Source organism: Aeromonas sp. Marseille-Q7275 (genome assembly GCF_965119515.1).
Map to the genome: position 1 here is coordinate 78,474 of NZ_CBCPLW010000007.1, position 24,820 is coordinate 103,293.

Sequence of the window (24,820 nt, forward strand, 5' to 3'; positions counted from 1 at the left end):
GGGACGGTATTGTTGTATTTGTGGTATTCAAACGTTCTCTGTTTGTATCCATTGCATGGTCGAATGCCATTGGGGCTGGGCGCAGATGGGAAGCCGATGGGAAGATCGGCCAGATCCCGGCGAGCCCCGGAAGCGGGCAATGGGCGCCGTCTATCAATAGGAACTCTCTGTCGGGTGCCGGATGCACCTGGGATCGGTAAAGGAAACCCAGCAAATGAGCCTAGCTACATCACGGATACCCACTCAGGGGGCTGTTCATCGCTTGAGTACTATCGCCTTGGGCATGGCGATGACCCTGCACGGCACCACCGCCAGCGCCGACCCTGCGGGACGGCTCATTTTTCTCGGCTGGACCGCCGATCAACAACATTCCGTCTGGCTCTCCGCCATCTCCCCCGGCCAGTTCGAGGTCGAATCTGCCAAGCAGAGCCAGATCTATGACAGCTGGCGGCAGGATCACAAGGGGCTGCACCTGACCGTCTCGCCGGAGGCGCAGAACGGGGGCACGCACAAGCTGTATGCCTATGTCGATTCAAACGGCAAGCGGGTCCTGCTCGACACAGATAACCAGCAACCCGGTCATTTCACCTTCCCGGACCATTTCACTCCGCCTGATCGGCCCTCACGGCCGACTTCGCCACCCCAGGGGTTGATGCCCACCCAGCCGGGAGGCGTGCAGCCACCGGCAGGCACACTGCCGCCGCAAGGGATGATGCCAACTCTGCCGGGTGGCGTGCGACCACCGGTCGGCACTCTGCCGCCGCAAGGGGTGATGCCGACTCTGCCGGGTGGCGTGCGACCACCGGTCGGCACTCTGCCGCCGCAAGGGGTGATGCCGACTCTGCCGGGTGGCGTGCGACCACCGGTCGGCACTCTGCCGCCGCAAGGGGTGATGCCGACTCTGCCGGGAGGCGTGCGACCACCGGTCGGTACTCTGCCGCCGCAAGGGGTGATGCCGACTCTGCCGGGAGGCGTGCGACCACCGGTCGGCACTTTGCCGCCGCAAGGAGTGATGCCGACCCGTCCTCCCCTCGGCGGCATCAACCGACCCGGTGGTGTGCAGCCGCCGGTCGGCACTCTGCCGCCGCAAGGGGGGATGCCGACCCTGCCGGGTGGCGTGCGACCACCGGTCGGCACTCTGCCGCCGCAAGGGGTGATGCCGACTCTACCGGGAGGCGTGCGACCACCGGTCGGCACTCTGCCGCCACAAGGGGTGATGCCGACTCTGCCGGGAGGCGTGCGACCACCGGTCGGCACCCTGCCACCCCAGGGGATGATGCCGACCCGTCCTCCCCTCGGCGGCATCAACCGACCCGGTGGCGTGCAGCCGCCAATCGGCACCCTGCCACCGCAAGGGGTAAGGCCGACTCTGCCGGGTGGCGTGCGGCCACCGGTCGGTACTCTGCCGCCGCAAGGGGTGATGCCGACTCTGCCGGGAGGCGTGCGACCACCGGTCGGCACCCTGCCACCCCAGGGGATGATGCCGACCCGTCCTCCCCTCGGCGGCATCAACCGACCCGGTGGCGTGCAGCCGCCAATCGGTACTCTGCCGCCGCAAGGGGTGATGCCGACCCTGCCGGGTGGCGTGCGACCACCGGTCGGCACTCTGCCACCGCAAGGGGTGATGCCGACTCGCCCACCGCTGGGGGAGAGGCCCTTCATCACTCTGCCGGGGACGGTCGAGCCTCCCGTTGCGTTGCCAGGCAGGGTGACAGCGGGTCAGCAGGCGAGTGAACGCGCCCTGAACGAGAGGACGCTGTGCGTGATGGCCGAGGAACGGGATCAGTTGCCCCAGGAGCTGCGAGATCGGTATCCCGATTGCCCCTTCACCCGTGTCGAGCTGGCGGGGGGCCAGGTGGCCAGCCAGACCCAGCCTGCCCCCTTGCCGGAGGGACGGAGCTGGAACCTGTGGGTGGACGAGGTCTATTACGACATCTCGGATCACCGCGAGGGGTTGGACATGTCGGGCTCGACCAATGTGTTCAGCCTGGGGGCGGATACCCGGCTCGACAACGATCTCATCCTCGGCATCAGCGTCGCCCGGGTCGACAGCAAGGTGGACTCCTTCAATGGCGGCATGCGGCTGTCCGCCGGTGGTTACAACCTAAGCCCTTATCTGGCGTACCCGGTATCGGCCAGCTGGATGCTGGATGGCAGCCTGGTGTATGGCTGGATGGATAACAATCAGGACCTCCTGTTCCTCTCCGGTGATTATGGCTCTACCTCCGTTGGCGGCAGCCTGGGGGCCACCGGTCAGTACTTCTGGGAAGCGACCTCGGTACGACCGCGGCTGGCCATCAACTACAGCCACAGCCGCAGCGACGGCTATCGGATGGAGGGGGATTACCAGGGGCTGGCACTGAGGCTGAATCGGGACAGCGACAGTTACAACCAGGGCAACATGACGGGAACGGTCGAATTCAGCCGTGTCTATTACACCAGCAAAGGCCTGCCTCTGATGCCTTATGGGGAGCTGGGGCTGGATTATGGCTTTGAGCGGCCGAACGATGGCTATATCCTGACGGGTGATCTCAGCTCGGCCCGCACCGAACCGCTCAGCGGCACTGTGCGACTGGGGATGCGCACCCTGATTGGCGGCGAAGCCACCCTGACCACCAGTGCCGGATACACCAGCATTGGGCAGAATGGGCTCAACATCTGGGAGTGGCGCATCAACCTGTCCAAGCCGTTCTGACCCCTATCGACAGGGCGGTTCATCGCCCTCATGACCTAGAAGGAGCATCGAATGGATGCACTGACACTGCTGCTCAATCGCCACTCCTGTGGCCGTCTGACCACCCCGGCCCCGAGTGGCGAGGTGCTCGACAATATTCTGAAGGCCGGCCTGCGGGCACCGGATCACGGCACCCTGACTCCCTGGCAGTTCATCCTGTTTGAAGGGGAGGGGCGCGAGCGTCTGGGGGCCCTGCTGGCGGAGGCCGCTCGCGCCCGTGGCGAGGATGAAGATAGCATCGAGAAGAGCCGCGCCGCGCCCCTGCGAGCGCCCCTGGTGGTGGCCGTGGCGACCCGCTATCAGGCACACCCCAAGGTACCTAAACTGGAGCAGGAGCTCTCCGCCGGCTGCGCCCTGATGGCGATGCAGATGGCGGCCCAGGCACAGGGGTTCAACGGCATCTGGCGCTCCGGCTGGTTCATCTTCGACGAGGGGATCAATCAGGGGCTGGGGCTGGCACCGGACGATCAACTGGTGGGCTTCCTCTACCTGGGCACCCCCATGCTGGAGGCGCGCAAGCTGCGGGAGTTGCCTGTCGCTGACTTCGTCCGTCGCTTCTGAGTCGAAGATAGTGCAGAAAAGCCCTGATTATTCAGGGCTTTTTTATTTCCCCCCAAATGGCGTCAGGCTGTACTGATAAATGGAAACTTGCCAAGGGGGAGTTCGGGCTTGCCTGGGAATTTTTTGAATAGTGAGAGGCTGTTCTCAATCCTGGTTGATTACCCTATGTAAAACGTTTGCGCCCCGTTATTATCCCACTGCCAGTTTAGAAGGTGACCCCTTCTAATTTTCTGCGATGAGAGTCGCAATTCCGTAGCACCTTTTTACAGCCCAGCGTCGTCATGACATTGGGCTTTATTTTTATGGGCGGTTTTCTGCGCCAGCCCCACGGCGTCTGTGGGCGGCATCTTTTTACAGTCTCTCCGGGCCTTGGTGACATCGGGCTGTACGTTTATGGGCCCCTACCTCCCGGTCACTGGCATCTAGACTCTGGCGGGCAGGATGCGGGCCGGATTGCCCACCACCCGGGCTCCGGCCGGGACGTCTCTGGTCACCACGGCCCCCGCGCCGACGATGGCCTCCCGCCCTATGGTGATCCCCGGCAGCAGTATGGCGCCACCGCCGATCCAGACCCTGTCTTCTATGGTGACCGGCAGCGCCGTCTCCACCCCCTGGATGCGCTCATCGGCGTCCAGGGCGTGGGCGGCGGTATAGATCTGCACGTTCGGCCCTATCATGACGTCGGCGCCGATACGGATAGGCGCGTTGTCCAGCAGGGTGGCCCCCATGTTGATGTAGCTGCGCTCGCCAAGGTGGATGTGGCGGCCATAGGTGCAGTAGAGGGGCGGGCAGACAAAGGCGCCCTCCGCCAGCTCGCCGACGATCTCGCTGAGCAGGGCCTCTTGCTCCTCCTCGTCGCTGCGATTGAAGTGACGATAGCGGCGCGCCGTCTCCCGGCGCAGGAGATCCAGCTCGGGGGCCATGCAGTTGTAAGGTTGACTGGCGATCATCTTTTCGTATTCGGTCATGGCTGGGACTCAATGGGGTGGAGGAGGAGAGCATAAGCCATCGAGGGGGATAGAAGCGTGAAGCTCTCCCCAGAGTGGGCAGAAGGGTGCGCAGCTGGCGCCGGGAAACGACAAGGGCACCCTGGGGTGCCCTTGTTGGTCTGCATAGAAGGATAACGCTCTCTATCAGCCGTGCTTGCGGCCTCAGTGTTGCCGCCGCAATAGCCGCTTTCTATCAGCCGTCTTTGTGACCGCAGGCCTCAAGATGACGGTCTCTATCAGCCGTGCTTGCGGCCTGAGAGGCGACACCACTCTTCCTTCACCGCGGTCGGGTCCATGTCGAACCACTGGCTGTAGATGGTCTCCAGCTCCGGGGCCTGGCTCTCCAGCACGCCGGAGAGCGCCATCAGGCTGCCGGGCTTGCCGTGGCCGGCGATGAGCGGCGCCAGCTCCCGCAGCGGGCCGGCGAGGATGTTGGCGACGACAACGTCCGCCTCGACGTCTTGCGGCTGGTCAGCCGGCAGGTAGAGCTCGATCTGGCCGGCGACGCCGTTGCGCTCGGCGTTGTCATGGCTGGCCTGGATGGCCTGCGGGTCTATGTCGATGCCGATGACACGGGCGGCACCGAGTTTGAGGGCGGCGATGCCGAGGATGCCGGAGCCGCACCCGAAGTCGACCACCGTCTTGCCGGCCAGATCCAGCCCGTCCAGCCACTGCAGGCAGAGCGCCGTGGTGGGGTGGGTGCCGGTACCGAAGGCCAGGCCCGGATCCAGCATGACGTTGACCGCATCGGGGTTCGGCACGTCGCGCCAGCTCGGGCAGATCCAGAGGCGCTCGCCGAACTGCATGGGGTGGAAGTGATCCATCCACTCGCGTACCCAGTCCTTGTCTTCCAGCTGCTCGACCTTGTAGCCGACGTCTTCCCCGAAGATCTGCTGGAAGAAGGCGATGGTGGGAGCCGGGTCGGTTTCGGCATCGAACAGCCCCATCACCTCGGTCTCGCCCCAGAGCGGCGTTTCACCAGGCAGTGGCTCGTAGACGGGCACATCCTGGGCATCCATAAAGGTCACCGCCTGGGCTCCACGCCCCAGCAGCATGTTGCTCACCTTGTCCGCGGTCTTGGCGGTGGCGTTGATTCGAATTTGTATCCAGGGCATGGGGTCGACTCTTCATAAATGTGAAACCGCGGGATTCTATCATCATGGGCCTGTGCTGTCGTGGTTTGCCCATGATGGGATGGGGAAGGCAGGCAACTCTGCCAAGTTGGCACGGTTAATGTATTCCTTACTGGGTGACGGGAAGCAACTTGTTCCCGCTGAATGCTTTGCTCTATGAAGTTCCGTCATCTTTTTCAGCCACCTTCGGGTGGCTTTTTTTATGCCGGCGCGCTGAAAAGCGGTCATTTTGCGGGTAAAAGCAGACATTGGCACGCAATCTGCAAAGTTCCACATGTCCTGCATAAGGATATGTGTGTGATTGTTACCCCAACGTTCAGGTTTTGAGGGCCATCCCGGCGGGATGGCCTCTTTTTTATGGTTTTTTCGGGGGAAGGGCCCGTCAGGGGCCCAGATAGGCTGCGGGGCTGTGCACTCTTGGGGCTTGTCACTGGTGATCTCACCCCATGATGGTGCATTTTTTACCTATAAGGGAATAGGCAACATGGCTGCGGGGATCCCTGGCGGCAAGGGCCTCAGCTGGCGAAGCCGCTCATGTCGATCACCAGCTTGCCCACCATGCGGCCCGCCTCCAGTTCGCGATGGGCCTGTGCCAGGCTGGCCGGAGTCAGTTCGGGCAGGGTGCGAGTGAGCGTGCTCTTGAGCACCCCTTGGTCCAGCAGGGCGGCGACCCGGCCCAGCAGATGGTGCTGCTCGATCATGTCCGGGGTCTGGAACAGGGAGCGGGTAAACATGAACTCCTGGCTGAAGGTGACGCTCTTGGTCTTGAGCAGGCCCAGATCCCAGGGCTCGCTGGATTCGGCAATGGTGCAGATGTGACCGAAGGGGCGAATGAGGCTCGCCATGGCGGCCCAGTGCTGCTCGGTGGCATTGGTGCAGAAGATGGCATCGAGCTGGCTGATGCCAAGGCCGGCCAGCTCTTCCTGCAGATTGTGATGACTCACTACCTGGTGGGCGCCCATGGCCAGGCACCAGTCACGGGTTTCAGGTCGGGAGGCGGTGGCGATCACCTCCATCCCGGTGAGCTGGCGTGCCAGCTGGATGGCGATGGAGCCGACCCCGCCGGCGCCGCCTATGACAAGCAGTCGCCCGGTACTTTCGCGGTTGAGGCCGATGCGCTCGAACAGGGTTTCCCAGGCGGTGATGGCGGTCAGGGGCAGGGCGGCGGCTTCCAGGTCGCTCAGGGTCCTGGGGGCGAGGGCGGCGATGCGCTCGTCCACCAGTTGCAGGGCGCTGTTGCTGCCGGGGCGGCTGATGTCGCCGGCATACCAGACCCTGTCCCCCGCCTTGAACAGGGTCACCTCGTGGCCCACGGCCACCACTTCCCCCACGGCATCCCAGCCCAGCACCCGAGGATTGCTCTCTACCTTGGCCTTGGGGGCGCGCACCTTGGTGTCCACCGGGTTGACCGAGGTTGCCGTTACTTTCACCAGCAGATCCCGTGGGCCCGGGGTCGGATCCGGCAGCTCGGTCTCGATGAAGCAGTGGGGGTGATCGCTTGGCAGATAATGGGTGAGGGCGATGGCTTTCATGGCAGTTCCTTTCAAATCGCTATGAGTGGGATTGCCAGAGAGTCTAGTCTGGTTGATTATTCCGATTAAGATGGGTAATCAGGACAGACTGTTTGTATATATGAACAATGTCGAACTGGAGTTGATGGGGCTGTTCGCCACCGTGGTGGAGCAGGGCAGTTTTACCGGGGCGGCCGAGGTGCTCGGCATGCCCAAGTCCTCGGTGAGCCAGAAGATCTCGCGCCTCGAGTCACGGCTCGGGGTGCGACTGTTGCAGCGCACTACCCGCAGGCTCAGCCTGACCCCCCAGGGGGAGGTCTATGTGGAGCATTGCCAGGCCCTGCTGGCCCTGGCGAGAAGCGCCAATCTGGCCATGGCCAGGCTGCGCTCGGCCCCGGCGGGCCGGGTGCGGATCACCGCCCCCGAGGCGACCGGTACCCTGTTGCTTGGCCGGATCCTGGCCCAGTTTCGCGCCCTCTACCCCGAGGTGGTGCTGGAGCTGACCTTGAGTGACGAGCAGCTGGATCTGGTGGGGGAGGGCTACGATCTGGCGCTGCGGGCGGCGCCGCTGAAAGATTCCAGCCTCATCTGCCGGCGTATCGGCCAGGTGGCGCGCCACCTGGTGGCGGCCCCGGGTTATCTGGCGAGCCAGGGCACGCCGCAACAGCTGGCGGAGCTGGGAGGGCATGCCTGCCTGGTGCATGGGGCGTTGCCGGTGTGGCCACTGCAGGAGGGGGGCTGGCGACCGCAGGTGGCCTGCCTCAGCAACAGCTTGCTGGCGCTGAGGGAGCTGGCGCTTCACGAAGGGGGGATCGCCCTGTTGCCGGATCACGTCTGCCGGGACGATCTGGCGGCGGGGCGCCTGCTGAAGGTGCTGCCGGATCACCCCATACCCCCCAATCCCTTCTACCTCATCTATCCGAGCCGCGAACACCTGGCCCCCGCCCTGCGCAGCCTGATGGACTTCGTCGCCGAGCGGCTGCCCTTCGCCTGATCAGCGGTGCTGGCTGAGGGGGGCCTGGCCGGGCTCGAGGCCGAGGGGGACCGACTGGCGCTCTGCCAGCATGCGGATCTGCCCCTCGATGAGGCCGGCGTTGGGGCCCAGTACCAGCACCAGCTGATGCTCGTTGAGCTGGATCCAGGAGAGGCAGCCGAGCCTGGCCAGACGGGACTGATCCACCAGCGCCATCTCCCGCACCCGCAGGCTGAGGCGCGTCAGGCAGACGCTCATGGCCTGCAGGTTGTCCATGCCCCCCAGCATCTTGAGGTACTGGATGGCCAGCATCTGGGGATCCGTGGGGGCCACGGTCGCGAGCTGGGGCAGATCCTCGGCGATGGGCTTGCTCGGCAGGCTGAGGGGGGCGTATTCAAGCAGCCGGGAGAAGACCAGGGCATAGATGACGAAGAACAGTATGCCGAGGGGAATGAGCCAGAAACTGTGCTCGCCGGCGCCATAGCTGAGCACCAGATCCAGCAGCCCGGCGGAGAAGTAACTGCCCACCTGGATGCCGAGCCCGCTGCAGATGGCCAGCGACAGCCCGGTCAGCAGGGCATGGGCCAGGAACAGCCAGGGGGCGGTGAAGGCGAACAGGAATTCGATGGGTTCGGTGATCCCCACCAGGGCCGAGGTGAGCGCCAGGGTGAGCAGCAAGCCCCCCTGTGGCAGGCGTCGCATCCGCTGGCGATGGAGCCAGATGGCAAAGCAGGCGCCGGGCAGGCCGAACATGATGACCGGATAGAGACCCGCCACATAGCCCTCGTGCAGCGGCTGGGCGGCGGAGAGCGCCTGCAGGTTGCTCTCCCCCAGCCCCATGAGGCTGCCCAGCACCTGGTGCAGGCCGAGGGGGATCAGCAGCCGGTTCAGCACGCCGTAGCAGAAGGCGCCAAACGGCGTGGTGAGCAGGTCGGAGGCGAGCAGGGTGATGCCTTGCTCCAGCAGGGGCCAGAGCAGGGCCAGGGGCACGACCAGCAGCAGGCTGGCCAGGGCCGAGAGCAGCAGGCCGGGCAGCTCCTCCTGCAGCGGCCGCAGCCAGCCGGGGAGGGAGAGGTTGCGGGTCCAGGAGCAGACCATGGCGGTGGTCAGGCCCGCCAGCAGGCCGCAGATCATGTCCGCATGCAGGCCGGGCTGCAGGGTGGCGAGCGCCGAGCTCAGCAGCAGGAAGTTGACCGCGCCGGCCAGGGCCTGCGCCCCTTGCCCCTGTCGGCTCAGCCCGAAGGCGATGGCCACCGCATAGATGAGCGGCATCTGGCTGAAGAGGGCGCGTCCGGCCAGGGAGAGCACCGCCAGATCCAGCACGTCCGGCTGGCCGAGCCGATAGAGCAGGGCCGCCAGCGGCAGAATGGAGACGGGCAGCAACAGGGCATAACCGAGCCGTTGCAGGGACTGGGTCAGGATCTTTCTGGCGTTCTGGACTGGCATAAGGGCGCGGCATTTTGTGACGTGGCGCACATTTTACTCACTCGCACCCATTTGGGAATAGGTGCGAGTCCCTTTATTGGCCCCTTTCTTATTTCTGATCAAACAATCGGCGAACCGATTGATCCGGGGCGGGGGTCAGCAGGCTGACCAGGATGAAGGCCGCAAGGCCGAGCGCCAGGCTTGGCACTATGGCGTGCAGGCCGGCCAGCTTGATCCCCCACTGACTCAAGACCCCGTAGCAGACAATGCCTGACACCATGCTGGCCAGCGCCCCGGGGCCATTGGCCCGCGACCAGTAGAGGCCGAGCACCAGGGGCCAGAGGAAGACCGCCTGCAGGCCGCCGAAGGCGAGCAGGTTGAGCCAGATGATCATCTCGGGGGGCTGCAGCGCCGCCAGCAGCACTAGCGTGCCGAGGATCAGGGTACAGAGCAGGGAGAGCCGTGGAATGCGCACCTCCAGCTTCTCTTGGCGAGGATTGAGGTAGTTGAGGTAGAGATCCTTGACCAGAGTCGCCGAGGCCTGGATCAGCTGGGAGTCGATGGTGGACATGATGGCCGCCATGGGGGCCGCCAGGAAGACCCCGGCCAGCCAGGGGGGCAGCACCTCCATCATCAGGGAGGGCATGATCTTGTCCGGGCTGTCCATGCCGGGCAGGATGGCGCGACCCAGGGCGCCGGCGAGGTGCATGCCCAGCATCAGCAGGGCGCTGACCACGGTGCCGATGAGGATGCCTCTGTGCAGCGCCTTGCTGTCGCGGTAGCCGAAGCAGCGCAGGGCCGAGTGGGGCAGCCCCACCACACCGACGCAGACCAGGATCCAGAAGCTCAGCATGAAGGGCTGGGTCAGCATGTCGCCGGCGCCGGTCGGGCTCACCAGCTTGGGATCGATCACCTTGAGCTGGTGGATGAGGTTCGGCAGGCCGTCACCGGCAATCAGGATCCCCGCCAGCAGGGCCCCTGTGCCGATCAGCATGATGATGCCCTGCAGGGCATCCGTCATCACCACGGCGCGAAAGCCGCCGATCACCGTGTAGAGCAGCACGCAGCTGGCAAACAGGAAGAGCCCCTGCTGGTAGCTGAGACCGGTTGCCGTCTCCAGCAGGCGGGCGCCGCCGATGAACTGCACCACCATGGTGGCGATGAAGGCGAGGATGATGGTCACCGAGCCCAGCACCACCACCCACTTGCTGCGGTAGCGGGCCCACAGCATGTCGTTGATGGTCACCGCATTGACCCGGCGGGCTATGATGGCGAACTTCTTGCCAAGCACCCCCAGGGTGAGCCAGACGGTGGGCAGCTGGATCATCGCCAGCAGCACCCAGCCCAGGCCTATCTTGTAGGCGGCGCCCGGCCCGCCGATGAAGGAGGAGGCCGAGGTGTAAGTGGCCACCAGCGTCATGGCCAGCACCAGGCCGCCCATGCTACGGTTGCCGATGAAGTACTCCTGCACGAAGTCACCCCCGGCGCGGTGGCGACCGGCCCAGAAGCCGACCCCCAGCACCAGCATCAGATAGACGAAGAGCGGCAGCATCAACTCAAGATTCATGGGGTGACTCCTGGGGGGCCAGCGGGACCTCGGTAAACCGGGGATCCATCATGGGTTCAGTACGCGGCTCAGGAGTCATGAGGGGGCTCCTCGGTGTCCAGAGGAATGTCGACGAACAGGCGATCCACCATGAGCGCACACAGGCCGATGAACAGCAGTGGCATCAGCATGCAGCTGAGCAGGAACCAGAGCGGCATATCCCAGAGTTCCAGCTCTTCCGGGATGAAGTAAGCGGTGCCATACCAGGCAACGAAATAGAGCAGGGTCAGCAGCAGGCAGAGGGCTGCTTCCCGACGGGCGAGCGCGAAACGATTCACCTTGGCCTCCGACAATTTTGAGGGGCGCAAGGATAACAAAAAAGGGCCATGTCGCCATGGCCCTTTTTCAATTGTCGATCCAGATGGATCGGGCAACCGCTCGCTAAATGAGGATCTCTTACAGACCCAGCTTCTTGTGCAGGTAGTGGCTGTTTGTGCTACCACCGTGCGCCAGGTTGCAGGGTCCCGAGACCTCTTACAGACCCAGCTTCTTGTGCAGATAGTGGATGTTGGTACCACCGTGCTGGAAGTTCTCGTCCTTCATGATCTCTTTTTGCAGGGCGATGTTGGTCTTGATCCCTTCCACCACCAGCTCGTCGAGAGAGTGACGCATGCGGGCGATGGCGATGTCACGGTTCTCGCCGTAACAGATCAGCTTGCCGATCATGGAGTCGTAGTAGGGGGGCACCTTGTAACCCGCATAGATGTGGGATTCCCAGCGCACGCCCAGGCCACCCGGCGCGTGGAAGCGCTGGATGAGACCAGGAGACGGCATGAAGGTGGCCGGATCCTCGGCATTGATCCGGCACTCGATGGCATGGCCACGGAGACGGATGTCCTGCTGGGTGATCGACAGGGGCTGGCCGGCGGCGATGCGCAGCTGCTCCTTGATGAGATCCACGCCGGTGACCATCTCGGTGACCGGGTGCTCGACCTGGATCCGGGTGTTCATCTCGATGAAGTAGAACTCGCCGTTCTCGTACAGGAACTCGAAGGTGCCCGCACCGCGGTAGCCGATCTCGAGACAGGCGCGCACGCAGCGCTCACCGATGAACTTGCGCATCTCTTCGGTGATGCCGGGTGCCGGCGCCTCTTCCACCACCTTCTGGTGACGACGCTGCATGGAGCAGTCCCGCTCACCCAGGTAGAGGGCGGTGCCCTGGCCGTCTGCCAGCACCTGGATCTCGATGTGGCGCGGGTTCTCCAGGTATTTCTCCATGTAGACCATGTCGTTCTTGAAGAACTGGCCCGCTTCGGATTTGGTCAGGGCGATGGCGGCGGCCAGCTCCGACTCGTTGCGCACCACGCGCATGCCACGACCACCACCGCCACCGGCGGCCTTGATGATCACGGGGTAGCCGATCCGCTTGGCGATGGTGGCGTTGCGCTTGGCATCGTTGTCCACCGGGCCGTCGGAGCCGGGTACGCAGGGGACGCCCGCCTTCTTCATGGCTTCGATGGCGGAAACCTTGTCACCCATCAGGCGAATGGTCTCGGCGCGCGGGCCGATGAAGATGAAGCCGGATTTCTCGACCACTTCGGCGAAGTCGGCGTTCTCGGAGAGGAAGCCGTAGCCCGGGTGGATGGCGACGGCACCGGTCACCTCGGCGGCGGCTATGATGGCCGGCACGTTGAGGTAGGACTCACCGCTGGCGGGTTTGCCGATACAGATGGTTTCGTCGGCCAGGAGCACATGCTTGAGCTCCCGATCGGCGGTGGAGTGAACGGCCACTGTCTTGATCCCGAGCTCTTTGCAGGCGCGCAGGATCCGCAGGGCAATTTCACCGCGGTTGGCGATGACTACTTTGTCCAACATGGGTGGCGTCTTCCCTTATTCGATGATGAACAGCGGCTCGTCAAATTCGACGGCCTGACCATTTTCAACCAGGATCGCTTTGATCACACCGGCCTTGTCAGACTCGATTTGGTTCATCATTTTCATGGCTTCGACGATGCACAGGGTGTCGCCGACATTGACGTGCTGACCGACTTCCACGAACGGCTTGGCTTCCGGGCTGGAGGAGCGGTAGAAGGAGCCCACCATGGGGGAGCGCATCAGATGGCCACTCGGGGCGGCATCGGCAGCAGGGGCGGCGGCCGGAGCGGCAGCGGCGACCGGAGCGGCGGCTTGTTGAACCTGTGCCGGCTGCATCATCATCTGCGGGGCAACGCTAACCTGGCCGGAGAAATTACGGCTGATGCGAACGGACTCTTCCCCTTCGGAGATTTCCAGCTCGGCGATGCCGGACTCTTCAACCAGTTCAATCAGCTTCTTGATTTTGCGGATATCCATTAGCATTCTCTTTCTTCTTTATCTGATCAGTGATTATCAAGCCGCGCGCAACTGATGCACGGCCGCGGTTAAAGCGAATTGGTAGCCATCGGCACCCAGCCCACAAATGACCCCCTTGGCGACATCAGACAGATAGGAGTGATGGCGGAAGGGTTCCCTGGCATGCACGTTTGACAGGTGAACCTCGATAAAGGGGATGGCCACGCCCAGCAGGGCATCGCGCAGGGCGACGCTGGTGTGGGTGAAGGCGGCCGGGTTGATGATGATAAAATCCACCTGGCCCATGGCCTGATGGATGCGGCCGACCAACTCATGTTCGGCATTGGATTGCAGGTGTTCCAGGGTGACACCGAGTTCGTTGGCGTACTGGCTCATATCGGCGACGATCTCATCGAGCGTCTTGCTGCCGTAGATTCCCGGCTCCCGCTTGCCCAGCAGATTCAGGTTGGGACCGTTGAGCAGGAGGATTCGGTGATGTTGCGACATATTGAGTACATCCTCGATGATTATGCTGCTATCTATCAGCTATCTGTGGACCACCAAAAATCTAGCCACTTTCTGCACAATTCGGTGTGCCCTGGCACACAGATTTCGCAATTATATTGATTTCGTGAAAATTAGCAGCATTTTACTGGTCTAATCTCTACATCTGGCTATTTATTGAGCATTTTGGCGCCCGGAGCCGCTCTGCCGCAGCATCCACCTCTTCAGGCTTTCCAGACACGACAAAGCCGGCACAGGGCCGGCTTTGTCGTGCAGCAAGCGAAGGGGATCAGGCCGCTTCCGACTTCTCGCGGATAAGCTTGTCCACGACACCCGGATCCGCCAGGGTGGAGATATCCCCCAGGCTGTCGGTCTCGCCGGTGGCGATCTTGCGCAGAATACGACGCATGATCTTGCCGGAGCGGGTCTTCGGCAGCCCCTCGGCCCAGTGGATCACGTCCGGGGTGGCGATGGCGCCTATCTCCTTGCGCACCCACTCCTTCACCTCCTTGTGCAGCTCGCGGCTCGGCTCCTCCCCGGCGATCAGGGTGACATAGGCGTAGATGCCCTGACCCTTGATCTCGTGGGGCACCCCCACCACGGCCGCCTCGGCGATCTTCGGATGGGCCACCAGGGCCGACTCGATTTCGGCGGTGCCCATGCGGTGGCCGGAGACGTTGAGTACATCATCCACCCGACCGGTGATCCAGTAGTAGCCATCCTCGTCGCGACGGGCACCGTCGCCGGTGAAGTAGCGGCCCGGGAAGGTGGAGAAGTAGGTCTGCTCGAAGCGCTCGTGATCGCCGAACACGGTGCGCATCTGGCCCGGCCAGGAGTCGGTGATCACCAGGTTGCCCTCGGTGGCGCCCTCCAGCGGCTCACCCAGGTTGTCCACCAGGGCCGGCTGCACTCCGAAGAAGGGACGGGTGGCGGAGCCGGGCTTGAGGGCGGTGACGCCGGGCAGCGGGCTTATCAGGATGCCGCCGGTCTCGGTCTGCCACCAGGTGTCGACTATGGGGCAGCGCTCGTCCCCTATGGTGCGGTAGTACCACTCCCAGGCTTCCGGGTTGATGGGTTCCCCCACAGATCCCATGATGCGCAGGCTCTGGCGGGAGGTGCCTTCGATGGCCTCCTTGCCCTTGGCCATCAGGGCGCGGATGGCGGTGGGGGCGGTATAGAGGATGCTGACCTGGTGCTTGTCCACCACCTGGCTCATGCGGTTGGTGGCCGGGTAGTTTGGCACCCCTTCGAACATGAGGGTGGTGGCGCCGTTGGCGAGCGGCCCGTAGACCAGATAGGAGTGACCCGTGACCCAGCCCACGTCGGCGGTACACCAGTAGATGTCCTCCTCGTGATAGTCGAACACGTACTTGAAGGTGAGGGCGGCATAGACCAGGTAGCCGCCGGTGGTGTGCAGCACCCCCTTGGGCTTGCCGGTGGAGCCCGAGGTGTAGAGCACGAACAGGGGATCCTCGGCGCCCATGGCTTCGGGCGGGCATTCCGGGCTGGCAGCGGCGACGGCGTCGTGCCACCAGATATCCCTGTGGTCATGCCAGGCGACCTTGCCGCCGGTGCGCTTGAGGACGATCACCTTGCTGACCTTGGTATCCGGGTGGGTGAGCGCCTCGTCCACGTTCTTCTTGAGGGGGATGGGGCGGCCACCGCGCAGGCCCTCGTCGGCTGTGATGACGATGGAGGAGCCCGAGTCGATGATGCGACCAGAGAGCGCCTCCGGCGAGAAGCCGCCGAAGACGATGCTGTGCACCGCCCCGATGCGGGTACAGGCGAGCATGGCGATGGCCGCCTCAGGCACCATGGGCATGTAGAGGCAGACCATGTCACCGCGCTTGACCCCCTGGGCTTTGAGCACGTTGGCAAACTTGCACACCTCGGAGTGGAGCTCGCGATAGGTGAGCTTGCGATCCTCGGCCGGGTTGTCCCCTTCCCAGATGATGGCGACCTTGTCGCCGCGTTGGGCCAGGTGGCGATCCAGGCAGTTGGCCGACACGTTGAGCAGGCCATCCTCGTACCACTTGATGGAGACGTGGCCCGGATCGTAGGAGGTGTTCTTGACACGGGTGTAGGGGGTCATCCAGTCGAGGATCTTGCCCTGCTCCCCCCAGAAGGCGTCCGGGTTCTGCACCGACGCCAGGTACATGGCTTCATAACCTTCCTTGTCCAGCAGGGCGTCGCTACCTATGTGGGCCTTGACCGGATAGACCTTGCTCTCGCTCATCTCTCACTCCTGTGAATACATTTTTGTAATGATTGAGTAACAACTTATACCTTTGGCACGGGAGGGCAATTAGACTTTTGGATAGCGACGAGAGGGGCCGGTCGACATGGCCGAGGGATCGCGAAGAAGGGAGCCTGAGGCTCCCTTCTGTCATTGGGCTGTCCGGGATCGTCAATGCCCTGTGGCGAGCATGGAGGTCATGTGGGGTTCGGACAGGGGATGGCTGAACAGGTAGCCCTGGCCCTCCTCGCAGCGCAGGGATTGCAGGAACTGGCGCTGGGGCTGGGTCTCTATGCCTTCCGCCGTGACCGCCATGCCGAGGCTGTCTGCCAGGCTGACTATGGTGCGGCACAGCTCCCGGCTGTGCCTGTCGTCGGGCAGCGCCTGCACGAAGGCCCTGTCTATCTTGATGCGGTCTATGGGCAGGCTTTTGAGCAGGCTCAGGGAGGAGAAGCCGGTGCCGAAGTCGTCGATGGCGATCTGCACTCCCAGAGCCTTGAGGCGGGTAAAGAGCCGCAGGCTCTGATCCACGCTCTGGATGATGCTCTCGGTGACCTCGATCTCCAGCCGCTCTGCCGGGAAGCCGGTCTGCGCCAGGATGGCGGTGACCCTGTCCACGTAGTCGGGGGATCGCATCTCCCTGACCGACACATTGACGGACAGCCTGGGCACGGCGAACCCCTCCGCCAGCCACCGCTGTCCCTGCTGGCAGGCGGTGCGCATCACCCATTCCCCCAACTGCTCTATCAGGCCGCACTCCTCGGCCACCGGAATGAAGCGGGCGGGAGAGATAATGCCCTCGCTCGGGTGCTGCCAGCGCACCAGGGCCTCGAGGCCGCTGAGGCTGTCACTGGCCAGATCCGTCATGGGTTGGTACAGCAGGCGGAACTGCTGCTGCTCCATGGCCTTGATCAGCCCCTGCTCCAGGGCCATCCGCTCCCTCATCTGGGTCATCATCTCGGGGGAGTAGAACAGATGGCCGTTGCGGCCCCGGCGCTTGGCCTCATGCATGGCATTGTCCGCCGCACTGATGAGGCTGTCCTGGGTCAGGCCATGATCCGGGTAGAGGGCGACCCCTATGCTGGCGGAGAGCCTCACCCGCTCCTGCCCTATGTCGGCAGGATCGTGGAGCCTGTGTTGCAGCCGCTCGATCAGCTCCACCAGCTCCTGGTGCTGCCCGATGTCGGGCAGCAGCACCAGAAATTCGTCTGCGCCGAGCCGGGTGGCGAGATCCCCCGGGCGCAGGCTGTGACGGATGCGCTCCGCCAGCAGCTTGAGCAGCAGATCCCCGGCGCTGTGCCCCAGGTTGTCGTTGATCAGCTTGAAGCCGTCGAGATCGATGAACAGCAGGGCGAGGGGCTGCCGGTTGAGCCTGGCCGTCTCCATCTCCAGTGCGAGCCGTTCCTGCAACAGGCTGCGATTGCCAAGGTCGGTGAGGGGGTCGTGATAGGAGAGGTGGTGGAGCCTTGCCTCCGCCTGGTAGAGCCGCTGTGCATGCAGGCTGCTGGTCTCCTGGATCTCCCCGGTGAAGCGAGTCAGGCCCAGGTAGGCGCGGGGATCCTGGGTGAGGTCGCGGGCGATGAGGAAGATGCCATTGAAGAGCCCTGTTGCGTCCATCAGGGGGCTGCAGCTCATCTGCCAGCGCCTCGGCCCGCCGGGGCGGGAGACATGGATACAGCCGAGATCCAGCTCGGCCCGGGGGGCACCATCGAGCAATTGCTTGAGCCGGGGGAGCAGCATGGGCGCCTGGGCCGGGGTGATGTCAAACAGCGTCTTGCCGAGGTGATCCCCCTGCGCCAGACCGCTCAGCTCGGTGAAGATACCGTTGACGCCACGGCACCTGAAGTCACGATCGAAGACCCCTATCCCAAAGGGTGCCAGCTCGAACAGTTGTTGCCATTCATGAAGGGATAACGGGCCTGACAAATGCAGTGTCTGAACCGATTCGGGTAGCACTTTTTCCATGGAGGCTCCTGAATTGATTTCATTGTCATTTAGATGACTGTGTCAGTATGGCAGGAAGTTTCAGGAGGAAGAGAAAGTCTGGGAATGATGTCAAATCAAGGGGATGTCAGCCTTTCTGGCGGCCGAATGCCTGAATGCCGCGCACCAGTACCAGCCAGCCGAGCAGGTGGAACGGCAGGGCCAGCAGGTAGAGCAGCAGGAAATGTGACTCGCTGCCGCTGCTGTTGATGAAGCCTATCCAGGCCACCAGCAGGGTCAGCATGCCCGCTATCTGGAAGCGGCGGCGCAGCACCACTTCCACGCCGAGATTGGCGAGGTAGAGGGTGAGCAGAATGCCGCCAAAGCCGGTCAGCTGGGCGGCGCCGTACAGTTCCCTGTCCGGGTGGAACAGCAGGACGGCGAGGGGGGTCAGGCCCTGATCCAGCGGGATCAGGGCCAGCAGCCAGCATGCAATCAGAAGCAGGGCTGTCTTCATGCGAGGCTTAGTCGGCGGACTGTGCCGGCTTGACCAGGCTGAGGTAGTTGGCATCCATGGTGAGGAAGACCCCCAGCAGACGGGCACTGGCGCCGTAGAAGCCAAACTGGTCGGCGGCGCGACAGGCGGTCTCGAACTTGTCGAACCAGCCCAGCAGATGGTGGTGCAAGAGCGCTTCCTGCTCCTGCAGCCATTGCGCCCGCTCGGCGGCGGTGGTCGCCTCGGCGGCGCGAATGATGAGGTTGCCCATCAGATCCAGCTCGATGGCCAGGTGATCGGCGGGCTCCTTGTACTTGTCGCTGACATTGATGCCAAGGCGATCGAGGCGGGCCTGCATCTCGGCCATGGGGGCCTGCATCATCAGCTTGGCCTCACCCCGGTAGAGGGACTCGTAGGGCAGGGCGCCCTGCTTGGGATCCACCAGGAAGAGGCCGGCGAAGTCGGCGGCGAGCTCCAGCTGGCGATCGGTGCGCACCAGCAGGCGGGCGATGGCGTCGTTGAGCTCGGTCACGGCCTCGCGCATGGGATCCAGGGTGGAGAGGCTTTTCAGGAAGCTTCGCACATCATAGGTGTCATATTCGGCGATCTGCTCATCACTGAGTTCGGCGGCAAACAGGGTGGAGAACCACCAGTAGAGTTGGGCCCGGCGTTCGCTGGTAGCCATAAATTCCTGCATTTTTCCTCCGTGGATGGCAATCGGGAGCCTTGATGGCTCCCGATTCTAACGACTTTAAAAATAAAGGAAACTCAAGGGGGTGCTTTCGTCTCCCAAGGGTCAGAGCGCCGGGAACATGGGGTCTATACCCTTTGCCGACTCGGGCGCGCCGAAGGCTGTGATGGCAGGGGCCTGCCCGTGGAACTTCTCGATCTCCACCAGCGCCGTGTGGGCCGTGGTGGCCTGCGCCAGGCTGGAGGATCCGATGTCGGCGGTCAGCACGTTGGGATCGCCATAGGTACAGAGCGTACCCACTTTGCCGCCCTCCTGCGGGCCATACCAGGCACCTTCCTGAATGCGCACCACGCCGGGGGCGTAGTCATCGCTCACCACCAGACCGGCCAGCACCTGACCGCGGCCGTTGAACACCCGCACCAGATCGCCGTCCTTGAGGCCGCGCGCTTTGGCATCCTGCGGGTTCATGTAGACGGGCTCGCGCCCCTGCACCGTGTAGGTGGCACGGTAGTTGTCGGAGGAGCAGAGCTGGCTGTGCAGCCGCTTGTCCGGGTGGCAGGATTGCAGGTGCAGCGGGAACTGCTTGCTGCCAGGGCCGCCGTGAGAGCGCTCGTAGGGCTCGATCCAGACCGGGTGGCCCGGGCAATCCCCATAGCCGTAGTCGGCGATGGTCTTGGAGTAGATCTCGATGAGGCCGGACGGGGTGCCGAGCGGTTCCAGATCCGGCTCCTGGCGGAACGAGGCGTGGCGCACCCAGGGCTGGCCCGCCGGGAAGGTGACGAAGCCTTCCCCGTGCCAGAACTGGCTGAAGCGGGGCAGACGGATGCCGATGCCGCGACCCTGCAGGCGGGCGTCGTCATAGATGCTCTGGATCCACTCCAGCTTGCTCTTGCCGCCGGTGAACTCGGCCTCGCGACCGAAGCGACGGCAGAGATCGGCGAAGATGTCGTAGTCATCGCGCGCCTCGAACAGCGGCTCCACCACCTTGTACATGGCCAGAATGCCGGCGTTGGAGTGAGAGCCCCACTGCTCGATGTCATCCCGCTCATAGGTGGTGGTGGCGGGCAGCACGATATCGGCGAAGCGGCAGCTGGCCGTCCACTGGTGATCGATGCTGACCACGGTTTCCAGCTTGCGCCAGGCCGCGACCATCTTGTTGCGATCCTGCTGGTGGTGGAAGGGGTTGTTGCCGCAGAACACCGCCATCTTCATGTGGGGGTAGGTGATGGTCTGGCCGTTGAAGGCGATGGTCTTGCCAGGATTGAGGATGCAATCGACGAAGCGGGCCACCGGAATGTACTTGGAGTAGCCCTTCCAGTCGCCGTCATGGCGCGGCTTGACCCCGGGAATGACCGAGCTGAAACCGGACATGATGGGGCCGCTGGAGGTGATGGTGCCTGCCCCGTTGTAGTGCCAGCCAAAGCCGTAACCGCCCCCCGGCAGGCCGATCTGGCCAATCATCGAGGCCAGTACCACCAGCATCCAGGCGTACTGCTCGCCGTGGTGCATGCGCTGCACGCACCAGCCGCCGATGAGCTGGGTACGGCCACTGCTCATGGCGCGGGCCAGCTCGCGGATGGTCTCGGCAGGCACGCCGCAGATGGCGGCGGCCCACTCGGCATCCTTCACCTGACCGTCGCTGGTGCCCAGCAGATAGGGCAGGAACTTGTCAAAACCGGTGGTGTAGTTCTTGAGGAACGCCTCATCGTGACGCTTCTCGCTGTAGAGGGTGTGGGCGATGCCCAGCATCAGCGGCACGTCGGTCTGCGGATTCAGGGTCACCTGATCGCAGTTGAGGTACTTCTGGGTCTTGGATTTGACCGGGTCGATGCTGATCACCCGGATCTCGCCCTTGGCCACCTTCTCTTTGAGCTGCGCCCAGTAGTCGTAGACGCTGTGATCCGGCACCAGCCAGCCCACCTGCAGGTTCTTGATGGGATCGGAACCCCAGATGACTATGGTCTTGCTGTGCTCCAGCACCAGCGGCCAGGAGGTCTGTTGCTCGTACACCTCCATGGCGCCCGCTACGTGGGGCAGGATCACCTGGGCGGCGCCGGTGGAGTAGTCACCGGCCTTGGCCAGATAGGTGCCGTGCAGGTTCATGGCACGCCCCAGCATGGCGCCGGCGGAGTGCAGCTTGCCCACCGACTGCCAGCCGGAGTGACCGGCGTAGAGGGCGCTCGGGCCATGGGTCTTCTGCACTCGCTCCAGCTCGTGATAGAAGAAGTCCAGCGCCTGTGACCAGGTGACCCGCACGAAGCGGTTCTGGCCGCGTTCGCTGGTGTCGGACTGGTGGCCCTTGCGCAGCCAGTCCAGCCGCACCATGGGGTAGCGGATGCGGGAGGGGTTGTAGACCACCTCACTCAGGGCCTTGAGCATCTCGGTGGGGTGCTTGTCGTGCTCGAACGGCAGGGTCTCGACCCAGCGGCCATCGACCACCCGGGCGCGGAAGGCGCCCCAGTGGGAACCGGACTGCACCAATTTTTCGCCGGACTCGGCGGCCATCACGGCGCGACCGAGCAGGGAGGGGCCGATCAGGGCAGAGGCACCGCTGGCCAGCAAGCCACCCAGAAAACCACGACGGGAAATGTTGATCATCTTGTTATTCCTCTCTCGGATCCGGAACTCGAATCCGGAATTAGTGGCTGCCCTGACCACCGGTATCGGCGGCATGGTTTTGCAGGTATTTGAGCAGGGTGCGCTCCTCTTCCTTGCTCAGGCGGTAGTAGGCGGACATCGCCTTGAGTCCCGAGATCCAGCCATTGGCGGTGAAGTGAGCCGGGTCCGGCGCGCCGTGGCAGGAGTTGCAGGTGGACTTGTACATCTCGCCGGCGTAATCCCAGATGGGTTTGAGGGAGGGCTCGAGCCCCTTGCCATCGACCCAGGCCTGCACCTGTACCTGCTCCCACTGGATATGGGTGGCGCTGTCGGTCTCCTGCTTGAGCACCTTCTCGCTCGCTTTCAGCTCGTCACGGACGGTGGCCACGAAGACCCGCTTGCCCATGTACTCGCTCAGCACCCGGCCCTTGCCGTCGCGCTCGCGCCACCCTTCGATGGTCACCTTGAGGCGATCGCCGCTGCGGGCCACGACGTCGATGCGGGAGGCGGGCAGCAGCTTGCCGACCGGGTCGGTGCTCTGCTCGCTGGCATAGAGATCCTTTTCACCCAGGGTGTAGAGGGTGTCGCCGGCTGGCGCCTCTTGCGCTTCGCTTGCCAGGGTGGCGTAGGTGGCACGGAAGCCCCCCGCCATGTTGGGCAGTTCGTGGGCGATACCCTTGTGGCACTCGATGCAGTTCATGTTCTTCGCCGCCGCATCCTTCATCGCCAGCGCTGCCGCCGGGGACTGCTTGGCGTGATCCATGTTGTCGTAGCTGTGGCAGGACTTGCAGGTCTTGGAGTTCTGGCTGCTCATCCGGGCCCACACCTTCTCGGCCAGGTGCAGGCGCCTGTCCTCGAACTTCTCCTGGGTGTCGATGCTGTGGCCTATGTACTCCTGATAGAGGTCGTTGGCCGCCTCCATCTTGCGGGCTACCTTGCCGACGAAATCCTTCGGCTGGTGGCAGTCGGTACAGATGGCCTGTACCCCGGAGGCGTTCTTGAAGTGGATGGACTCCTTGTACTCCGGATAGACGGTGTCCTTCATGGAGTGGCAGGAGATGCAGAACTCGAGGCTGCTGGTCTTCTCGAAGCCGTAATGCAGGCCGACGCTGCCGGCCAGGGTGACCCCGACGCCGGCCAGAACCAGCGCCAGCACCGACCAGCGGCGGCTGGGTGTGCGCAGGAAGTGCCACAGTTTTTTCATAGCTGTCTCTCATCATCATGACTTTTTGATGAGGGCCATGATAGGGAGAGGCTGTGAACAGGGTTGCCGCGGTAAATTAACGAAATAGGGGTATTTATGACAAAATGTGAATAGAATAATCCTCCCTTGTCGACCTTCGTGAACCCTGCCCATGAGCTACCACATTCTGGTTGTTGAAGATGATGCGGTGACCCGCGAGAAGCTGACCGGCTATTTCGAGCGGGAGGGCTATCGGGTGACGGCGGTGGAAAACGGCCAGGAGATGCGCGCCGTGCTGGCGGAGCAGACGGTCGATCTGGTGATGCTGGACATCAACCTGCCGGGGGAAGACGGCCTGCTGCTGACCCGTGAGCTGAGGGCGCGCAGCACGGTGGGGATCATTCTGGTCACCGGCCGCAGCGATGCGGTGGACCGGATAGTCGGCCTCGAGATGGGGGCCGATGACTATGTCACCAAGCCGTTCGAGCTCAGAGAGCTGCTGGTGCGGGTCAAGAACCTGCTGTGGCGGATTTCGCTGGCTGCCGCCGCCCCGAGTGAACCCGAGACGACCGACGATGCGGTGCGCTTTGGCCCCTGGCGATTCGACATTCCCCGCCGCCAGCTCAGCAAGGACGGGGTGCCGGTGCGCCTGACCAAGGCAGAATACGAGGTGCTGGTGGCCTTCGTCGCCCACCCCGGGCGGGTGCTCAGTCGGGAGCGGATCCTGACCCTCATCAGCCACCGTGGCGATGGCCCGAGCGATCGCACCATAGACGTGCTGATCCGGCGGCTACGGGGCAAGATGGAGCTGGATCCCCGGGATCCCCAGCTCTTTGTCACCGTGCACGGGGAGGGCTATCTGTTTGCCGGTGAGCTGGCTCCCTGAGTCAGCAGGCTTGGCTATTGGCCGGCTGGGGCGGCACCGACCCGGTAGACGGGGCGAAAAGCCCCCTCGGAGAGGGAGTCGCCGGTGTCGGCCAGGGGCCCATCCAGGGTCAGAATAGGGGGGCCCATCACCCGGGGGCACTGCTGCTCGTCCGCCTCGGGATGCCGTAGCAGGCAGACGGCCTGGGCCACGGCGAGGCGGCCCTGCAGCCGCATCTGATCGCTGTTGGCCGCCAGCATCTTGCCCCGCAGCAGGCCGCGCTGCACCCCGTGACTGAAGTAGGTACCGAGCACTCTGGGGTGGTCGAGCCGGCGCTGGGCCAGCTCGTTGACCGCCACTTCGGCGGCAATGGCGCCCCCCACCAGGTAGTCGAGGTCCGGGTGGCGGGCCAGGGTCTGCTGCACCAGGGTGCGCTGGATCTCGCGGCTGTTGTCGCCGCGGGCCGTGGTCACCAGCCTGATGGCGCTCCCCCGGATGGCATCGGCAAAACCGGGCTCGACCACGTTGTTGCCACCGCTGCTCTTGGGGCCCGGGAACAGGGCAACCGAGACGGGTTTGCTGCCCGCCGGGTGACGCAGTGCCAGCCAGTGCCCCATCTGCCAGCCCATCTGATACCAGGAGACCCCCACCTTGGCCCGCACCAGGCCGGCGGGCAGATCGTTGACCAGGCCGAATACCGGCAGCGGGCTGGCGGTGATAGCCTCCCTCAGCCCCTCATAGCTCACGGCGCCAAGCAGGATGGCGTGGCTCCCCTCCCTCACGCACTGCTGCAACTGCTGGCGCTGCTCGGCCAGGGCACCGTAGCCCCCCGCCTCGTGGATCCGCAAGCTGACCCCCAGCCGTGTCGCCTCTTCCACCATGCCTTGATTGACCGACAGCCAGTAGGCGTCCCGCAGATGGGGATAGAGGGCGCACAGGGTCAGGGGAGATTGAAGAGGCGCTGGCCCTGGCCACTGGAGGCGCACGGGCTGGCCGCTGAAGGCGCCACCTGGCCAGTGATCCACCTCGAAGGCGAGGAGGGGGCCAGGGAGCAGCATGAGCAACAGGGAGAGATAGACGCTTCGCATGAGCCGGGGTTTTGTTAAAGTGTGGGCCCACAT

General features: G+C 63.9%; 19 protein-coding genes and 2 pseudogenes. 4 read left to right on the top strand and 17 right to left on the bottom strand.

Annotated elements, in window-relative coordinates:
- The first annotated feature begins 262 nt into the window (after positions 1-262).
- Together ACWPWQ_RS08655 and ACWPWQ_RS08660 are read left to right on the top strand one after the other, a co-directional pair.
- On the top strand, positions 263-2,695 hold the full coding sequence (locus tag ACWPWQ_RS08655; protein WP_454009571.1) for an autotransporter domain-containing protein: 2,433 nt from the start codon (positions 263-265) through the stop codon (positions 2,693-2,695).
- 51 nt (positions 2,696-2,746) lie between these two features.
- Positions 2,747-3,295, top strand: a complete 549-nt coding sequence (locus ACWPWQ_RS08660) for an NAD(P)H nitroreductase (RefSeq protein ID WP_454009572.1) — start codon at positions 2,747-2,749, stop codon at positions 3,293-3,295.
- A 422-nt stretch (positions 3,296-3,717) separates the two neighbouring features.
- On the opposite strand, the gene ACWPWQ_RS08665 is transcribed toward ACWPWQ_RS08660, so the two are convergent.
- From ACWPWQ_RS08665 to ACWPWQ_RS08675, 3 genes are all read right to left on the bottom strand, one after another.
- The gene (locus ACWPWQ_RS08665; protein WP_202046554.1) at positions 3,718-4,263 is read right to left on the bottom strand and encodes a sugar O-acetyltransferase; all 546 of its coding nucleotides are present in this window, start codon (positions 4,261-4,263) and stop codon (positions 3,718-3,720) included.
- A gap of 257 nt (positions 4,264-4,520) precedes the next feature.
- Complete coding sequence (gene prmA, locus ACWPWQ_RS08670) at positions 4,521-5,399, bottom strand: 50S ribosomal protein L11 methyltransferase (protein ID WP_005326544.1); 879 nt, start codon at positions 5,397-5,399, stop codon at positions 4,521-4,523.
- Positions 5,400-5,932: 533 nt separating this feature from the next.
- Positions 5,933-6,949, bottom strand: coding sequence for a zinc-binding alcohol dehydrogenase family protein (locus ACWPWQ_RS08675; RefSeq protein ID WP_454009573.1), 1,017 nt, complete (start codon positions 6,947-6,949; stop codon positions 5,933-5,935).
- Between the two features lie 100 nt (positions 6,950-7,049).
- Here ACWPWQ_RS08675 and ACWPWQ_RS08680 point away from each other — a divergent pair, with 100 nt between their 5' ends.
- On the top strand, positions 7,050-7,922 hold the full coding sequence (locus tag ACWPWQ_RS08680) for a LysR family transcriptional regulator (RefSeq protein WP_429108878.1): 873 nt from the start codon (positions 7,050-7,052) through the stop codon (positions 7,920-7,922).
- Here the strand turns inward: ACWPWQ_RS08680 and ACWPWQ_RS08685 are convergent, their stop codons facing one another.
- The 13 genes and pseudogenes from ACWPWQ_RS08685 to torC form a co-directional block, all read right to left on the bottom strand.
- Positions 7,923-9,347, bottom strand: a complete 1,425-nt coding sequence (locus tag ACWPWQ_RS08685; protein WP_202046551.1) for a PTS transporter subunit EIIC — start codon at positions 9,345-9,347, stop codon at positions 7,923-7,925. It lies immediately after the preceding gene.
- Between the two features lie 88 nt (positions 9,348-9,435).
- On the bottom strand, positions 9,436-10,893 hold the full coding sequence (panF, locus tag ACWPWQ_RS08690) for a sodium/pantothenate symporter (protein ID WP_139437290.1): 1,458 nt from the start codon (positions 10,891-10,893) through the stop codon (positions 9,436-9,438).
- A gap of 68 nt (positions 10,894-10,961) precedes the next feature.
- Positions 10,962-11,210, bottom strand: a complete 249-nt coding sequence (locus tag ACWPWQ_RS08695) for a YhdT family protein (protein WP_330847497.1) — start codon at positions 11,208-11,210, stop codon at positions 10,962-10,964.
- 196 nt (positions 11,211-11,406) lie between these two features.
- Positions 11,407-12,747: an acetyl-CoA carboxylase biotin carboxylase subunit gene (gene accC / locus ACWPWQ_RS08700; RefSeq protein WP_025326014.1), complete on the bottom strand. Its 1,341-nt coding sequence runs from the start codon at positions 12,745-12,747 to the stop codon at positions 11,407-11,409.
- 15 nt (positions 12,748-12,762) lie between these two features.
- Positions 12,763-13,224, bottom strand: coding sequence for an acetyl-CoA carboxylase biotin carboxyl carrier protein (accB, locus tag ACWPWQ_RS08705; protein WP_139437295.1), 462 nt, complete (start codon positions 13,222-13,224; stop codon positions 12,763-12,765).
- Positions 13,225-13,260: 36 nt separating this feature from the next.
- Positions 13,261-13,710, bottom strand: coding sequence for a type II 3-dehydroquinate dehydratase (gene aroQ, locus ACWPWQ_RS08710; protein ID WP_454009574.1), 450 nt, complete (start codon positions 13,708-13,710; stop codon positions 13,261-13,263).
- A 286-nt stretch (positions 13,711-13,996) separates the two neighbouring features.
- On the bottom strand, positions 13,997-15,943 hold the full coding sequence (gene acs, locus ACWPWQ_RS08715) for an acetate--CoA ligase (RefSeq protein ID WP_454009575.1): 1,947 nt from the start codon (positions 15,941-15,943) through the stop codon (positions 13,997-13,999).
- Positions 15,944-16,114: 171 nt separating this feature from the next.
- Positions 16,115-17,422: pseudogene (locus ACWPWQ_RS08720) on the bottom strand (putative bifunctional diguanylate cyclase/phosphodiesterase); the annotation flags it as partial.
- A 93-nt stretch (positions 17,423-17,515) separates the two neighbouring features.
- A pseudogene (locus ACWPWQ_RS08725) lies at positions 17,516-17,908 on the bottom strand (PAS domain-containing protein); the annotation flags it as partial.
- Positions 17,909-18,014: 106 nt separating this feature from the next.
- Positions 18,015-18,383 (bottom strand): hypothetical protein, encoded by a 369-nt coding sequence (locus ACWPWQ_RS08730; RefSeq protein WP_043129151.1) that lies wholly within the window; start codon positions 18,381-18,383, stop codon positions 18,015-18,017.
- A 7-nt stretch (positions 18,384-18,390) separates the two neighbouring features.
- Positions 18,391-19,059: a molecular chaperone TorD gene (torD, locus tag ACWPWQ_RS08735; protein WP_247625697.1), complete on the bottom strand. Its 669-nt coding sequence runs from the start codon at positions 19,057-19,059 to the stop codon at positions 18,391-18,393.
- Between the two features lie 99 nt (positions 19,060-19,158).
- The gene (torA, locus tag ACWPWQ_RS08740; RefSeq protein ID WP_454009576.1) at positions 19,159-21,651 is read right to left on the bottom strand and encodes a trimethylamine-N-oxide reductase TorA; all 2,493 of its coding nucleotides are present in this window, start codon (positions 21,649-21,651) and stop codon (positions 19,159-19,161) included.
- Positions 21,652-21,691: 40 nt separating this feature from the next.
- The gene (torC, locus tag ACWPWQ_RS08745) at positions 21,692-22,855 is read right to left on the bottom strand and encodes a pentaheme c-type cytochrome TorC (RefSeq protein ID WP_139437305.1); all 1,164 of its coding nucleotides are present in this window, start codon (positions 22,853-22,855) and stop codon (positions 21,692-21,694) included.
- Between the two features lie 151 nt (positions 22,856-23,006).
- On the opposite strand from torC, the gene torR reads away from it, so the two are divergent.
- A complete protein-coding gene (gene torR, locus ACWPWQ_RS08750; protein ID WP_454009577.1) occupies positions 23,007-23,720 on the top strand; it encodes a two-component system response regulator TorR in 714 nt (237 codons plus the stop codon).
- Positions 23,721-23,734: 14 nt separating this feature from the next.
- Here torR and torT read toward each other — a convergent pair whose 3' ends face one another.
- Positions 23,735-24,787 carry a TMAO reductase system periplasmic protein TorT gene (gene torT, locus ACWPWQ_RS08755; RefSeq protein ID WP_454009578.1) on the bottom strand — a complete coding sequence of 351 codons (1,053 nt, stop codon included), beginning with the start codon at positions 24,785-24,787 and terminating at the stop codon, positions 23,735-23,737.
- Positions 24,788-24,820: the final 33 nt, after the last annotated feature.